Source organism: Methanobrevibacter boviskoreani JH1, from assembly GCF_000320505.1.
Taxonomy (GTDB): domain Archaea; phylum Methanobacteriota; class Methanobacteria; order Methanobacteriales; family Methanobacteriaceae; genus Methanarmilla; species Methanarmilla boviskoreani.
Window position 1 is genome coordinate 24,114 of record NZ_BAGX02000026.1, and the last position, 17,289, is coordinate 41,402.

Here is a 17,289-nt window from a genome sequence, read left to right on the forward strand (position 1 = left end):
TTACATGAAAACCATCATGATTCCAGTAAACTATTCCAACTTAAATATTGTCTTAAAATTTGAAAAATTTTTTTAATATTATTACTATTTATTTATTATTTTATTTAATAAATTTTATTTAATAGTTAATATAATATTATAAAATAGTGAGTGAAATGACTGAACAGGTTAGTAAAACAATACATTCTGTAACTGATGATATTCCTCTTGAAGGTGATATTAAAAAATACAATCTTGCTCTATTCAGTCCAGATGATGGTTTTAAAAAGGGAGATAAGGTAGTTGTTTTCAGTAATTCTGAATATGAGGAGATTCAAGATAAAATCAAGGAATATGAATTACAGATTGAAAAAATAGATGAATTAGGAAATAACAGTGAAGATTTGAAAGTGAAGGATATTGAAATTGATAGTCTGAAAAATTCATTGTCTGATTTGGAAGATAAAAGCATTAAGGAAATTTCAATTAAAAATAATGAGATTGAATCTTTAAAGAAGAATATTATCGATCTTCAACTTGAAAATGAAAATCTTAAGGATAAAAGTTCTAATGTTGATGCTATAGAACAAGAAAAAGATAAGGAAATCGGTGCCAAAGATGAACAGATCGGTATTTTAAAATCCAACATCTCTGAACTTGAATCTAAACTTGGGGATATGGATGCTAAAGATAAGGAAATCAGTAAACTAAAAGCTTTATTGTCTGTTTCCGAATCTAAAGATAATGAGATTGAAGATTTAAAATCAAAAATATCTGAACTTGAGGCAAAGGATGAAGAACTTGAAGATTTAAAATCCGAGATTAAATCAAAGGATGATGAGATTTCTGATTTAGAAAATCAAGTCATTACATTAAGTGAACGTTTAGAGGCCGAATCAAATAAGGTAAGTACCGAATTCCTACCACAGACAAAAGCTCAAAATGAGGAATTGTATAAGCTTCAGAATAAGGTTAACGAGAGAAATGAGATGTTATTTGAAGTTACAGATAATATTAACCAAACAATGGAAGAGGCTATTATTGATGCAGTAAAGGAAACTAACGATATTGTAAATGCTAGCAATAAAACCACACGTGCAAAGATCAATAATGCCGTAAGCCAAAGTGAAAAGGAAGTCACTGAAAGAAACAGGGCTATTGCAAGTAATATCAATAGTATGGTTGATAGTATTAATGATGAGCTTCAAAACGTTTCCATCTGGAAACTATTATTGAATAGAAAGAACATTAACATTAAAATCCCAACAAGTGACTTAAATAAACAGGTCAAGATCAATATACCTAAGGATGTTGTTGAGGATAAAGAGGTTAATGTTGACGTTTTAAAGATTAAGAAGAATCACAAAATTGATAATCTTAAAAAACTTTGGATTGATACTGAAGAGGATAAGAACTCAAAAGAGCCAATTGACGTTGGCAATGTTAAAAAATAGATTTTGTTTTGTTTAGTCATTTACTATTCATCTTCTTTTTATTTTTATAATTTTTTATTAATTTTTTTCATGTGTTATTTTTATTATTTTTATTATTTCTGGCTATTTTTTTAGTTTTTTTATAATCTTTCTTATTAAAATGGACCTTTGGCTATTTATTCTTAATTATTAAATTTTTTATAGTATCTCTCATTTTTAGTTATTGGTAGTATTTGTTTTCGATGTCTATTTCATTTATTTATAAAAAATAGTTTAATTTAAAATAATTTAAGATCAATTGTATTAATAAAAATAGTTTAATCTAGAAAAGTAAGGTTCAAATAAAATAACCAATTAAATTAAAAAAAGATTAGAAATTTAAGATTTCCTCTTAATATTTCCAATGGTTTCAAATATCTTATCTTCATTAAATCCTGTATCGGATTTAATTAGATATCTATTGTCGTTTTTAGTAAATGAGTAATAAGTATAATTATGACTTAAATATTTATCATTATCATTTGTTTTAATAATGGTTACATTAATTCCATTTATATTTCTGCTTGTATTTGATAATATTTTCTGTCCGTCTATTTCCTTGTTGATGGATTGGCTATTTACATTTTCAGTTATTGAAAGTGTATAATTATTATCTTTTAAGTAAGCAGTATGTGATACCTCTGTATTGTCTGGAAGTGAAAGGCTACTTGGTACATCGAATTCACTGTTTATCATTGTACATTCTGGTCCTAGTTCTCCAATTATCCAATTAATTCCTACAATAGCAATAATTATTATTATAAGACCAATACAGCAATCCCTAACAAACTTATTACCACTTTCCTCAGGATCTTTATCTTTAAGAAATTCTTCTTCCTTCATAATCAAACCTAACTTCCATTTATAAAAATAAATATTACTTCTATTTTATTATATTTTTTTAAATATTTAAATAAATACTTTTGATTTAAAAATAGCAATCAATTGTCTTTTTATCTTTTTATTAAATAGTCATTATTCGGGTCCAAAATTATTGATTTTTGTTTTAAGCTATCTGGTTTATATTTGGATACTTTGACTTTATATGTGTAAATTTAATAATCTTATATTATTAAATGAGTCAGATAACCGTTTTATTAATTATTGTTGATATTTTTATTAATATGGGGATTTAATGGGTAATTATTTTGTATTAAAACTTATATATCTGAAATTTTATATGGTATTACATAAGAGGTATTAAAATGATATCTAAGATTTTGAATAAGTTAACTGAGGATATTCCAGAAGAAGATAAACAATATGTTAAAGATAAAATCAAAGAGTATATTGATGAGGAATCTTATCAAATTGCTAAACAAAGACATGTCGAGGTTACCGAAGACATTATAGGTGAAGTCATTAATGGGATGGGTTCCATTCAAGACTTTATTGATAAGAATTTAAAGGAGCCTAAAGAATATAAATGGGCATTGAATAAAATTGTGGAAACTGACATGTGTGCTAAATGTGGTTCTTGTACCGTTGTATGTCCTAATGATATTTTAGAGTTTACAGACAGGCCACAGCTTACCTCAGAATGTAGACGTGACGGTCAGGGTATGTGTATGGAGGTATGTCCTAGAATGTACTCTGCTAAACATATGATTGAGGTTAGGGAAAACTTTAAAGAAGAATATTATTATGGTAAAGGTACAATAGAAGGACAGGACGGTGGGGTTGTATCATCATTTTTAAAATATTTAATTGAATCTGAGAAGATTGATGGTGCAATTGTTGTAGGTGACGAGAAATGGAAACCTGTGTCCATGATTGTCAAGTCTCCCGATGAACTTTCAAAAACCGTAAAATCCAAATATACAATATCAACATTAGAGGCATTGTCCGAAGCTTATAATCAGGGTCTTAGAAAAGTTGCTGTAGTAGGTCTTCCTTGTCAAATTCAAGGTTTGAGAAAGATACAATATCATCCATACCACGCAAAACATTCAGCTGAAAGAGGATGGGATGGTAAGGCTAAAAAATTACCTAAGATAGAATATTTCATCGGGTTATTCTGTACCGAGAAATTCGATAAGGAAACCATTGATGAAATTTTAGATGAGCATAATATCGATATCAATGACGTTAAAAAGTTCAATGTCATTAATGGTAAATTCACTATTGAAACTAATGATGATGTTTTACACCTTCCAGTTAAGGATATCAAAGTAGCTCCAGGTTGTAAAATGTGCAGGGACTTTGATTCAGAACTTGCAGATGTATCTGTTGGATCTGTTGGAAGTGAAGAGGGATATTCCACTATTATTATAAGAACTGAAAAAGGTGAAGATATTAAAAACATTATTCCTGTAAAAGATGGAGTGGATGTAAGTAAAGTTCAGTTCCTAAGAGACTTTAAAGAGAAAAAATTCCAGAAAGCACTTAAACAACGTAAAGATAATGATGAATTCATATCCTATTATTGGATTGATGATTATGGTGGAGTAGGTTTAAGAACTGATGGGAAATATTTCATTAGATTAAGATCCAAACCATCCGGATTCTATACTCATGAAGAAGTTCAGGCTGTAATGGATATTACTAAAAAATATGGTGCCAGAATAAAAGTTACAAATAGGGAAGAATTTGAATTACATGACTTTGAACCTATTGATGTTGAAAATGCGATTCTGGAGTTAAGGGAAGCTGGATTTATTAATGGTGGGGAGGGACCTCTTGTAAGGTCACCACTTGCATGTCCCGGTAATCAGAATTGTATGTTAGGTTTGATTGATACTACTAGAATTGCAAAGGAATGTGAGGAAAGGTTTAAAGAATTGCCAGCACCTTATAAATTTAAGATAGCTATTAGTGGTTGTCCTAATAAATGTATAAGACCACAAATTTCCGATTTTGGTATTAATGGTTATAAGGTTCCATATACTGTTGAAGAGAAATGTAACGGTTGTGGAAGATGTGCCGATGTATGTAAGGTAGACGCACTTGAAATTACAGGGGATATTGCATACACCGACTATGATGTATGTATTGGCTGTGGAAAATGTGTTAATGCATGTCCTCATAAAGCTAAAGAACTCAAATATGACGGATTTAATTTATACATTGGTGGAATGAGTGGTCGTGAGGTTGTTGAAGGTTTAACACTTAACGTTGAAGATGAGGAAACAATATATAAACTAATTGAGGCAACCCTTAAGGTCTATAACAGGTTAGGTGAAAAACCTCAAAAAGAAAGAGTAGCTAGTACAATGAAACGTGTTGGTGAATTGAGATTCATGAATGAGGTTAAAAAAGAATTAGAATCCATGGATTAATTCGGTTGAAAAAAGCTATAAGTTCTAAACTTATATTTTTATTTTTTTTTTAATTATGGTGTTTTATTAAAATTCGATTTTTACGGTTTAAAATCTTTAAAATATAAAATCAGGTAATATTATCTATTTTTTATAAGAAGTTTTATAGTTTCTATTTTATTATCAGCTGTTTTTATTTTTTCTAAGTTTCAATGTTTTTAAATCATCTTTTTTGTAGAATTAGTTCATGTTTTTATAAAAAAAATTACCAAACCCTATCTATGTAAACTATAATCATTTACATTAAATCTGCTTTTTCTATTTTACAGCGCCCTTTATATTCTGCTTTATCTCCGGCGTGTTCTAGTTTTTTAATACCAATACGTAAATTACCTAATCTATAAGCCCTTTCACTTATATCTGCAATTAGATCTTCACTAATAACACCAGGATAAAAACCTAAGTCCACCCTCTGTTTAAGTATACTATAAACTTCTTGTTGGGTGTAGAATGGAAATCCTATCTCAATTGGAAGGTGTATGGTTGAAACATTCAAATCTGTTGCAGTGATATTCTTTGATGAGCTTACAGTAATTACGGATATCTGTACATCAGGATATTCCTCATGAGCTCTTAAAAAATCATACAATGTTCTATTGAGTTCTATGGAATTTTTAATATTATCAAACTCATCAAGACCAAGAATCAATATTATCTTATTCTCGGTTAGATAATCCATTATCCTGTTATAGAAATTGTATGTATTTAACGTTGCAATATCTTCATGGAACAGTCTTTTATACACTTCAGAAAATATCTGGTATTCTGTTCTATGAATCTTGCAGTTAATATATACTGTAAACACATTAGGATATGCCTCCTTAATAAGTTGGAAATATTTCTTTAGGGTTGTGGTTTTTCCTGTAGCATTGGTGCCTTTAAGTAACATATTATATGGTGCATATCCAGATTTTACCTTTCTTGAATGAAATGCCATAGAATCTAGTTGGTGATCTCTATATTGATATATCTCAGGTATGTATTCTGTTGTAAAAACAGATTTGTCCTTGAAGATTGTTCCTTCATCTTCAATCACATCAAATATGGTTTTTTGTCTAATTCTCACTCCTCCTTTTATTATTTCAACATTTTTATCTATTTAGTTTGCTTAATATAAAAAAAGTCCGAGAGCATTTGGAAACTATTTATTCTAAAACCATTTTCTTATAAAATGGGTTGGTTAAAATCCAGTTTTCATGGAATAATACATAAAACAAATATTAATAATAAAAAATTTTTTTATAGATTTACAACGAAACAATACTTAAAACAAGGGTTAATAGTAAAAAAATTTTTATAGATTTACAGTTGAAAAATACTTAAAAAATAGAGTGAAATTTTAAATGTCTTGAAAAACTTTGTAATTTCGGATTGAATTACAATGAATACTGATTTAATTAGAAAAAAATCCTTCTTAAAAATAGTAAATAGATAATGTAAATATTAGTTTGTAAACGTAATATTTAATTATCCTTATTAAACCTTAAATTTTATTCTTCTTTATCTTTTTTATATACATATCCTGTAATAATTAATATAATTATAATTATAGCAATTATTCCAAATGGTAATGTGTAGTTAGTGTCTTTAAGATTATTGGTGTTCTTGTAAATAGCATATGCTTTGGATGCAGATTGACTGCTATCTCCAGCAGATGAACTTGATCCACTTGCTAAATCTTCACTTGACATACCTGTATTTGCATTTGTTGAATTACTTACGGTTCTAACTGATCCATTATTGTTTTGTATTGAATTACCATTGCTGTTAAACATGGTTCTTCCATTTATTATACCGTTTCCATTATGGATTCTACCATTTTGTGATGAGTTTCCATTGAGTCCATTGTGGTTTCCACTACCATTGATGTTAAATGGGTTTGTACTGTTTCCAGTTCCATTTCCATTAAATGGATTGTTTCCATTTCCATCAGTATTGGTATTGAAGAAATTTCTAGTATTTGGAGTATATGGATTGCTCATTGCATTTATAACATCATTGGGAACTAAATCCTCAGGCATATCCTGTTTTTCATCAGGGTTTCCAGTATTGTTGAAAACTTGGTTATTGTATCTTTTAGTATTGCCTTTGATTTCAACGGCGTCATCTCCTTGTGAGTGGTCTGTTATCAATACATTGTTTCCAATTTTACTGTTTGTAACTCCATGATATGCATCTAACATTACTGCATTATATCCATTAGTTATAACTTTATTGTATTGTATGTTGTATTGGTGGTTTCCAGAGGTAGACTGTGAATAGCTGATACCATAAATATTGTTATTTCTATTATTGCTATCATTATTTACGTTTTGGGCATAGATTGTGTTATTTAATATTACATCGTCACTGTCTTGTACTTCAATACCTGCAACTAATGCCCAATTGCTTCTACCTGCATAACCTGTAACATTTATAAAATTACTGAGGATATAGAGTTTCACTGCTCCATAGTAATTATTTGAATATATCCCAAGATTAGGACCATTGTTTATGCTTGTTAAATTGTTATATGCGATTTTTATATCTGATGAAGGTCCATTGACTTGAATTGGATATGCGGCACCATTTGAATCTTGTCCTCCATAGGTTTTCATATGGATTTCATTGTTTGCAATGGTTACATTGTTCATCATGTAAATATCTAGACCGTATAGGTAGTTATTAGTTCCTTTTTTAGTCAATAAATCCTCTTCATAGATTTTGTTTCCTTTAATAACTGCTTTATCACATTTATAAAACATGCAAGCATCTAATGTAGGAAATGATTGACCTAATGCGGTTGCAGATACATTTACATAGTTATTTACAAAGTTAATGTATTTTGAATCCTCGGCACCAAATCCAAGTACATAATCCATACTCACTCCACCAAAGATTCCACCAGCCCAATTAACGGCCATTAACGGTAATTTACAATTAATTTTATTTCCATAGATTAAACCAAGTGTTGTATCTCTTACAAGAACTCCATATTTGTAGAATCCATCTGGATTTGTACTTGTAAGATTTACTGTACTGTAATATAGGTTGAATCTAAAGATGTTCTTATAACCAGTGTCTCCTACATATATTCCAATACCATTATTTCCTTCTGGAACAGTATAATCCATTGTAATATTATCAATGGTTACATTATCGGATCCAACGTAAATACCTGAATCTTTATTATCACTAAAACTTTTATTTAATTGGAAGTTTAAGTTTTTAAGATAAATGTTTTCACCATATAATCCGAATGCAGTATTTTTTAATAATGAATTATTACCAACTATAACGGTATTGTCCTGGTAAATTACAAGAGTATCCAAATCATTGAACTCTCCTTCAAATACCATGACTTTACCACCATAATCTGGTTTTAGGTTATTATTATCATCGAAGTAATCATGAAAATTACTTGAATTTACAGTATAATGGTCGGGATTTTCACTTTGATTTAAAGATAAAGAAAGATTTTGATTATTCTCCTGTTTTACAGTATTATTAATAGTGTTGTTACTGGTAGATGTTAGAATATTGTTATGGTTATCTGCTAAAGTGTTGTTATTTGTATCACTAGCACTAATAGCACTTATACAACAGGATAAAATAATCAGACTTAATGTAAAAATTATTATTGATTTTTTCATTAAGATACCTTCTTATTTCTTAATCTTGATAATCTAATTTCTAAGGAATTCATTATCTAATAATTATTCTATAGATAATTTTTATCTTTTTAAAAGATGTTTTCCTGCTCTATTAAATTATTCTTAAATTTCACATTCAATATCTTAAAAGAATATTTTAATTTTTATAAAAATATTTACTCTAAACCAGTTTTTTTAACCTTTTGAGTATTTATCAAAAACTCTTGTTATTTTTTAAAGAACAATTGATTGTATTTTTAAAAAAAATAGAAAATAATAGGTTATCGGAAAGTATTAATTTTAATACTCTCATGATGAAAAAGTATTATTATTATTTTCTAATTAAAATATATTTTATTTTTTTTAAGATATACTTTAATATATGATATGTTTATTATTTAAAATTTTATATTGTATATTTTAGTTGGTTTTTTTTATCTTAAAATCCTTTAAAACAAGGTTTATCTTTTCTATGTAGGATTGATGGTTATTATTTTTTATAAATATGACCTTTAATTTAAATTTATTTTAATTACTAAAATAATATGGGGTTTAATTTTAAAATATATTAATGTTAAATTTTTATTTTATTTTAACTTTACGTATTGATTCCTATTTCCTTGTTAGGGGTTATTTGGTCAAAAATATGCTTATTGGATATTGTGAGTTTAAACATGAGATTAATTTTATTGATTTTTTTTTTTGATTGATTATTGTTATTTTTTGTATTTTTTTAATGATGAATTTTAAATCATATTTTAATTTTTTTAAAATCAATTGGAAAATTTTATTAGTAATGTTATAGTAACAATAATTCAAGTGTACTTTAATTGTTATAAAATATATTTTAATTTATTATACTTTTTTATTTTTTTCTTTTTTTAGGTATTCTTTTATGATATGTTTTATTTTAAGGTAGACTTGTTTTTAATTTTTAAATAATTTTAGGGAGTAAAAATTAATATGAAAATAAAAAAGAGTAAATTGTTTGTTTTTATTCTTTGTTTAGTAGCTATTTGTTGTTTACTTGGTACTGTTAGTGCTGCTGATGTAGACAATAATGTTAATGATAGTGTTGTCACTGAAACTAATGTAAATGACACTACAATAAATGAGAACGTTGGTGAAAGAGCTCTTGACTCACAATCTCAAAACAATACGGTTACTAAAATTAATGATAAAAATAACTTAAAATTAGATACTGAAAATAAACAAGAAGCAAGTAACTGGAGTGAATTATATAATAAATGTAGTTCTGAAGATGATGCAACTATTATATTAACTGGAAACGAATATATACCAACTAGTGGTATTAAATTTATTAGTAATGTTAATATAATTGGTACTGGTGGTAGTTATTTTACAGGAACTTATAATGGTACACCATTTAGTTCAGATGACTCTAGTTTAACTATTAATTTTATTAATGTTACATTTGTTAATATGAATGTTGAAAACCTTTTAAGATTATCTGGTGCTAATACAATAGAAAATTGTAATTTTATTAATATTACAACTGGCACTGGTCGAAATTCAGTAATCTATAATTTCCAGGGAAATATGAGCATTATTAATTCTAATTTTATAAACTGTTCTACAGGATATGGTGCTATAACAAATTATGGAACAAATGTTGTAATGGGTATTGATAATTCAAAATTTATTAATAATTCTGCGGCTGTTGAACCTGGTGCTATTAATAATTGTGGAATTTTAAGTGTTAATAATTCTGAATTTAGAAATAATGTTGCTACATGGTGGGCCGGTGCAATACACACACATTATAACTCACAGACACTTATAAATAATTCTAACTTTACTAACAATAATGCTGGATGGAATGGTGGAGCTTTATACACTTATAGTAAATTAAATGTATACAATTCTATTTTTGACAGTAATACATGTAACACTAGCACTGGTGGTGGAGCTATTGGTGCATCTAGATGGTTTATGGGTAATTATAATATTACTATAGAAAATTGTACCTTTAAAGAAAATGCTAATCTTTGTAATAATGGATCTGGAGGAGCTATCACTGCAATGAATAGTGGTGCATTAAATGTCCATAATTCAACATTTATAGCTAATAGTGCAGATAATGGACAAGCAATAGCAGCATACAGTCAATCATTTGAAAATATTTCCGCAGGAATACCAAATCTCAAAGTTTATGACAATACTTTTATTAATCATACATCAACTTTAACAGATACAGTAAGTATAAATGGAAATTATACATTTGAAAATAACACATTTAATAATTGTTATCAAACAAACATTGGAACAAATAATATCTTCAATAATCCAATATCCGCAAATACTCTTGTAACTTCAAAAAACAATAATGAAATTAATGTGTCTGATAACAACATACTTAAAGACAACAATGAAGATGCAGTATATGTTAATGTTTCATCAAGTAACACAAATGGTGATGGTAAAAGTTGGGCAACTGCATATGGTGGCAGTAGTGTATATGTGGCAATGAATCATAAGGGAGTGGTTTATCTTGCAGATGGAAATTATTCTAGAAAGAAACGAGGTTTGGATACTCAATTCAACACTACTCTCATTGGACAAGGACCAAATACTATATGGGTTAATTTCCCTATGGCACTTTATTACACTGAACCAACCAATTTACACACTTTTATAAATATGACTTTTTTAAAAGGTTCTTTTAGTATAAATTCACGTTTTATTAATTGTACATTTAGAGACGGTACTTTTGGTTTCGCTTTAAATGTTAAAGATGATACTTCTCCTGAAGAGTATGGTATAAAATGTACACGTAATTTTACCTTTGAAAATTGTATATTTGAAAATGTAAACAGTACTCTATTCATGGACAGTTGGTCTTACAGTTGTATTAATTTTACTAATTGTACTTTTAAAAACATTACAGCAGACTCAATTGTAAATAAATCTAGTCCATTTGTTCTTGATGATGGTATTTATTTTGAAGACTGTGACTTCTCAGATCTTAATGTAAAAGGAATTGTCGGTATTCCAACAGACAGTCTTGATTACATTGGTATTAAAAACTGTCATTATGATTTTACTGCTACTACTGATATAATTAGTGAAGAAGATAAAAATATAAGCTATGTTAATGCAACTAGCCTTCCTAAATCAGATTCTAAATTTTCTTTTAATTCAGATAAAAATGGAAATATCATTATAACTTTAACTGGTATTAATGGTACTACAATTAATAATGCAACTATTGACTATTTAATTAATGGTGATATGGTTAGTACTGTTTTAGTAACTGATGAAAACGGTAATGCTCAAATCAATAATTTAACAGGAAGTAATAATATTACTGTAATATATAAAGGTAATGACGATTATTTAGGAACTAACTCTTCAATATATGTGGTAGTAGCTCCTAAACCAGAAAGAATTGCTACTCAAATCGTCTCATCTGATTTTAGTCAGACTGCTGTTGATTATTATAAAGGTGAGCGTGGTGGATACTTTGTTGTTGCACTTAAGGATTCTGAGGGTAATGCTTTAGCTGGTAAACATATTAGTATTGGTTTTAATGGTAAGGTTTACAATCGTACAACTGATGAAAACGGTGGTGCTCGTCTTCAGATCAACCTTGCAAATGTGGGTGTCTATACTTTTGCTACTGCATTTTTAGGGGATGATGAGTGTAACGGTAGTTTTGTTGTAAATAAGATTACAGTTACTAAAAAATCCTCCACTATCACTGTTAGTGGTACTAATCCTGTTAAAGTTAGATCTTACAGGACCCTAACCTTCAATTTAAAAGGTGTCAAGGCAACTGATAAATCATCTTATGTTAATGCTGCGGGTAGAACATTAAAGGTTAGTGTCAATGGTAAGACATATACCTTAAAGACTGATAAAAATGGTAAAGCTACCTTAAAAGTTAGATTTACCAAGGCAGGTACCTATACCATTAAGACTGCATTTGCAGGTGACGGTACCTTTAATGCTAAGACAATGAACAGTAAGATAACTGTAAGAAAATAAAATCGGATTTTTTTTAAGATAGTCAATCTTTTGACTATTCCTCTATTTTTTTTTAAACTTATCATAATTCAGATTATAATTTCTAAGTCTGTTTTTAAAATTTAAGCTGAAATCTAGTTAATGTTCATTTTTTTTAAGATAAGATAAAATTAGGTATTGTAAATTCTTTTTTTATAAAAATTTTAATAACTTTTATCTGTTTTTAAAATATTTGGTTTTATGGGAATTTTTTTTAAGGGGAATCTTAAAATTAAAATTTACTATTTTTCATTAAAAACCTATTTTTCTTAAATTAAATCAACTAATTATAGTTAACTTAAAATAATAATTTTTACAAATATTAAAATAATATGATGTTCATCAAAAATTTTTAGATTTAATAATTAGCAGATGAATTATTTTACTTATGGTGATTTAATGAAAAATGGGGCCAAATTAGCTTTAGAAGATGGTACTATTGTAAAAGGTGAATCCTTTGGTTATGAAACAACTAAAGTAGGTGAAGTAGTATTTACCACAGGTATGGTTGGTTATACTGAATCCTTAACCGATCCATCATTTAATGGTCAAATATTGATGTCTACTTATCCTTTAGAAGGTAACTATGGAGTGTCAGAGGAACATTATCAATCTGATAAGATTCAGGCTGAAGGATATGTTGTAAGGGAGGTTTGTAAGAAACCTTCAAGATATACTGCCCAGAAAACCTTAAATGATTTCTTGGAGGAATTCGAGATTCCAGGTATTAGTGGTGTAGATACAAGGGATTTAACCTTAAAAATAAGAAATCATGGTTCTATGAAAGGTGCAATTAGTACTGAGGATATTGAAGATGAAGAACTACTAGAACTTGCTCGAAACCAGAAAAGCATTACTGACTTGGATCTTGTACCTGAGGTTTCTACAAAAGAAACCCAAATATATGGACAATACAATAAAACTAATGTAGCGATTATTGATTGTGGTGTTAAAAACAGTATTATTAACAATTTCCTTGATTTGGGAGTTGGTGTAGTACGTGTACCTTATGATATGGATTATAAGGATATTTTAGATTATGATGTGAATGGTTTGATGGTTTCATGTGGACCGGGAAATCCTGAGAGAATGGGCACTACTGTTGAAAATATTAAAAAACTATCTAATAGACTTCCTGTTTTCGGAATTTGTATGGGTCAACAGTTAATTGCAAAATCCTTTGGTGCAAAGACTTTTAAAATGAAATTTGGACATAGGGGGGCTAACCAACCTGTAAAAGACCTTAAAACAGGTAAAGTATTTGTTACTAGTCAAAATCATGGATTTTCTGTAGATGCAGAATCTTTAAAAGATAGTGATTTGGAACTTACTCAGATTAATCTAAATGACGGTACTCCTGAGGGATTTGCCCATAAAGAGTTGCCACTTAAATGTATTCAATATCACCCAGAAGCTTCACCTGGCCCAAATGATACTAGATCATTATTTGAAGAATTTAAGGAAACTATTGAGAAATATTAGTTTGAATCATTTATCAAGAAGAGATTATTAATTAAAATTATTAGTTTTTTAAATATAGAACTTTTAAAATTATAGATATCATTTTTTTTTAAAAAGAGAGAGGATAAAATGCCTATAAGGAAGGATATTAAAAAAGTACTTATTATTGGTTCAGGTCCTATTCAAATTGGTCAAGCTGCAGAATTTGATTACTCCGGTTCTCAAGCATGTAAATCATTAAGAGAAGAGGGTATTGAAACTGTTTTGGTTAACAGTAATCCTGCAACTATTCAAACCGATATGGATATGGCTGATGTAGTATATACAGAGCCTTTAACTCCAGAAATTGTAGCGAAAATTATTAAAAAAGAGAATGTTGATGGAATACTTCCTACCATGGGAGGTCAAACTGGTCTTAATATTGCAACAGGCCTTGGGGAACTTGGATATTTAGATGATATTGAAGTTCTTGGATCTGATTTAGAAACCATTAAGAATGTGGAAGATAGGGATTTATTTGCATTGTTTATGGAAAAACTTAATGAGCCTATTCCAAAATGTCATGCTGTAAATTCAATTGAAGAGGCTTTGAAGGCTATTGAGGATATCGGTTATCCTGCTATTGTAAGACCTGCATTCACTCTTGGAGGTACAGGTGGTGGAGTAGCTCATAATGAAGAAGAACTTATTAAAATCACCAGACATGGTTTGGATATGAGTTTTATTAATCAGGTTCTTATAGACGAGTCTGTTATTGGATGGAAAGAATTCGAGTATGAGGTTATGCGTGATGCCAATGATACCTGTATTATTGTATGTAATATGGAAAACATAGATCCGATGGGTATACATACTGGTGAAAGTGTGGTAGTGGCTCCTGCACAGAATCTTGAAGATAAATATGCTCAGAATCTAAGGGATGCATCTATTAAAATCATAAGGGCTCTAGGTATTGAAGGTGGATGTAATATTCAATTTGCAGTAAAACCTGAAACCGGTGAATATAAGGTTATTGAAGTAAATCCAAGGGTAAGTAGAAGTAGTGCTCTTGCATCTAAGGCTACAGGATATCCTATTGCAAAAATATCCTCTAAAATAGCATTAGGATTAACTTTAGATGAGATAAAAAATGATATTACAAAGGAAACACCTGCATCATTTGAACCAACTTTGGATTATGTTGTTGTTAAAATACCAAGATGGCCTTTTGACAAATTTAAAGGAATAAACAGGGAAATTGGTGTTCAAATGAAAGCAACAGGGGAGGTTATGGCTATTGGAAGAACATTGGAAGAAGCTCTTCAAAAGGCTTTAAGATCCCTTGATTTAGGCTATGACGGATTTGAATACTTTGACTATGATGAATATGCCCTATCTCATCCAACCGATGAGAGACTTCTTCAGGTATACTCAGCTATTAAGGATGGAATGGACATTGAGAAGATCTCAGATTTAACCGATATTGACACATTCTTCTTAGATAAAATTAAAAACATTGTTGATTTTGAAAATGAGGTTAGTTTTGAAAAGCTTCAGGATGAAGACTATTTCAGACATGCTAAGCAATTAGGATTTACTAATACAAAACTTGCAAAACTTACAGATAAATCTGTAGATGACATATGTAAGCTTCAAGAGGATTTAAAAGTACTTCCTTCCTATAAGATGGTAGATACCTGTGGTGGAGAATTTGAGGCTAAAACCCCATATTACTATTCATCCTACGATAAGGGTGATGAGCTTAAGTTAAGTGAGGATAAGGATAAAAAAATTGTCATTATTGGTGCAGGACCAATCAGAATTGGTCAAGGTATTGAGTTTGATTATTGCTGTGTACACTCCTCACTTGCCTTAAAACAACAGGGCATTGAAACAATTCTTATTAACAATAACCCTGAAACTGTAAGTACTGATTATGATATCTCTGATAAACTGTTCTTCGAACCTTTGACCTTTGAAGACGTAATGGGTATCATCGAAAGAGAAAAACCTGATGGTGTAATTGTACAATTTGGTGGTCAGACATCAATCAATCTTGCAGTTCCTCTTGCAAATTCAGGTGTTAAAATATTGGGTACTCCTTATGATAGTATTGATATTGCAGAAGATAGGGAAAGATTTACAAAACTTTTAAACAAGCTTAAAATACATCAAGCACCGTTTGGACTTGCCCATTCCTTTGAAAAGGCTAAGGAAGTTGCATCTGAAATTGGTTTTCCGGTACTTGTAAGGCCATCATATGTTATTGGTGGACGTGCAATGGAGATTGTATACGATAACGATGAGCTTGAGGAATATATGCAGGAGGCTGTAAAGGTTTCACCGGAACATCCTATATTGGTGGACAAATTCCTTGAGGATGCTGTAGAACTTGATGTGGATGTTTTATGTGATGGTGAAGATGTGTTTATTGCAGGTATTATGGAACATATCGAGGAAGCTGGTGTTCATTCCGGAGATTCTGCATGTATAATTCCTCCTCATACCATACCAAAACATTTACTTGATGAAATTAGGGAGGATACTCGTGCACTTGCATTAGAACTTAATGTTGTAGGTTTAATGAATATTCAATATGCCGTAAAATTGGATACAGAAATGGTATATATTATTGAGGCAAACCCTCGTGCAAGTAGGACAGTTCCATTTGTAAGTAAGGCTATAGGCGTTCCAATAGCAAAAATAGCAACTTTACTTATGATCGGTTACAAACTTAAGGACTTTAATCTTACAAAACCTATCAAAATAGATCATGTGGCTGTTAAGGAATCAGTGTTCCCATTCTTAAAACTACCTGAGTCAGATACCATTCTTGGACCTGAGATGAAGTCTACAGGTGAGACAATTGGTATTGATGATAACTTTGGTGTTGCATTTTATAAATCACAACTTGCAGCAGGTATGGATCTTCCAAAATCAGGTAAGATATTTATAAGTGTTCGCGATAAGGATAAGAAGAAAATACAGCCTCTTATGGAGAAGGCCCATGATTTAGGATTTGAAATCTGTGCAACTTCAGGTACTGCTGATGCAGTTGAGGGCGTACCGATTGAAAAGGTTAAAAAGGTTTCACAGGGAACACCAAATATTCGTGATGCTATCTTAAATAAGGAAATTGATTTGATTATCAATACCTCATATGGTAAGCAAGCTGCACTTGATGGATATATCATCAGACGTCTTGCAATTGAACTTGGAATTCCATATGTAACTACTTTATCTGGTGCAAGGGCTACTTTAAAAGCTATTGAAGCAGCTATAAAAACAGATATTAATGTTAAATCATTAAATGAGTATTCCGGTGGTAACTTCGATATCAATATATAAATGTTTTAAATATTTTTAAATTTTTATTTTTCTTTTATGTTTTTAAACTTTTTTTAAGTTTTTTTTAAGTCTTTC

At 29.5% G+C, this 17,289-nt stretch carries 8 protein-coding genes; 5 read left to right on the top strand and 3 right to left on the bottom strand.

Annotated elements, in window-relative coordinates; genetic code table 11:
• The first annotated feature begins 155 nt into the window (after nt 1–155).
• Complete coding sequence (locus tag ON24_RS07290; protein WP_040682470.1) at nt 156–1,433, top strand: coiled-coil domain-containing protein; 1,278 nt, start codon at nt 156–158, stop codon at nt 1,431–1,433.
• A 357-nt stretch (nt 1,434–1,790) separates the two neighbouring features.
• On the opposite strand, the gene ON24_RS07295 is transcribed toward ON24_RS07290, so the two are convergent.
• Complete coding sequence (locus ON24_RS07295; RefSeq protein WP_040682471.1) at nt 1,791–2,294, bottom strand: hypothetical protein; 504 nt, start codon at nt 2,292–2,294, stop codon at nt 1,791–1,793.
• Nucleotides 2,295–2,656: 362 nt separating this feature from the next.
• On the opposite strand from ON24_RS07295, the gene ON24_RS07300 reads away from it, so the two are divergent.
• Nucleotides 2,657–4,729, top strand: a complete 2,073-nt coding sequence (locus tag ON24_RS07300; RefSeq protein ID WP_081585256.1) for a Coenzyme F420 hydrogenase/dehydrogenase, beta subunit C-terminal domain — start codon at nt 2,657–2,659, stop codon at nt 4,727–4,729.
• 277 nt (nt 4,730–5,006) lie between these two features.
• Here the strand turns inward: ON24_RS07300 and ON24_RS07305 are convergent, their stop codons facing one another.
• A complete protein-coding gene (locus ON24_RS07305) occupies nt 5,007–5,834 on the bottom strand; it encodes an AAA family ATPase (RefSeq protein ID WP_040682472.1) in 828 nt (275 codons plus the stop codon).
• Nucleotides 5,835–6,258: 424 nt separating this feature from the next.
• Complete coding sequence (locus ON24_RS09005; RefSeq protein WP_050553594.1) at nt 6,259–8,400, bottom strand: hypothetical protein; 2,142 nt, start codon at nt 8,398–8,400, stop codon at nt 6,259–6,261.
• A gap of 963 nt (nt 8,401–9,363) precedes the next feature.
• Between ON24_RS09005 and ON24_RS07315 the strand changes: the two genes are divergently transcribed.
• The 3 genes from ON24_RS07315 to carB all read left to right on the top strand — a co-directional run bounded on the left by ON24_RS07315 (nt 9,364) and on the right by carB (nt 17,214).
• On the top strand, nt 9,364–12,408 hold the full coding sequence (locus ON24_RS07315; protein WP_040682473.1) for an Ig-like domain-containing protein: 3,045 nt from the start codon (nt 9,364–9,366) through the stop codon (nt 12,406–12,408).
• 417 nt (nt 12,409–12,825) lie between these two features.
• Nucleotides 12,826–13,908, top strand: a complete 1,083-nt coding sequence (carA, locus tag ON24_RS07320; protein WP_040682474.1) for a glutamine-hydrolyzing carbamoyl-phosphate synthase small subunit — start codon at nt 12,826–12,828, stop codon at nt 13,906–13,908.
• Between the two features lie 108 nt (nt 13,909–14,016).
• On the top strand, nt 14,017–17,214 hold the full coding sequence (carB, locus tag ON24_RS07325) for a carbamoyl-phosphate synthase large subunit (protein WP_040682475.1): 3,198 nt from the start codon (nt 14,017–14,019) through the stop codon (nt 17,212–17,214).
• Nucleotides 17,215–17,289 lie beyond the last annotated feature (75 nt).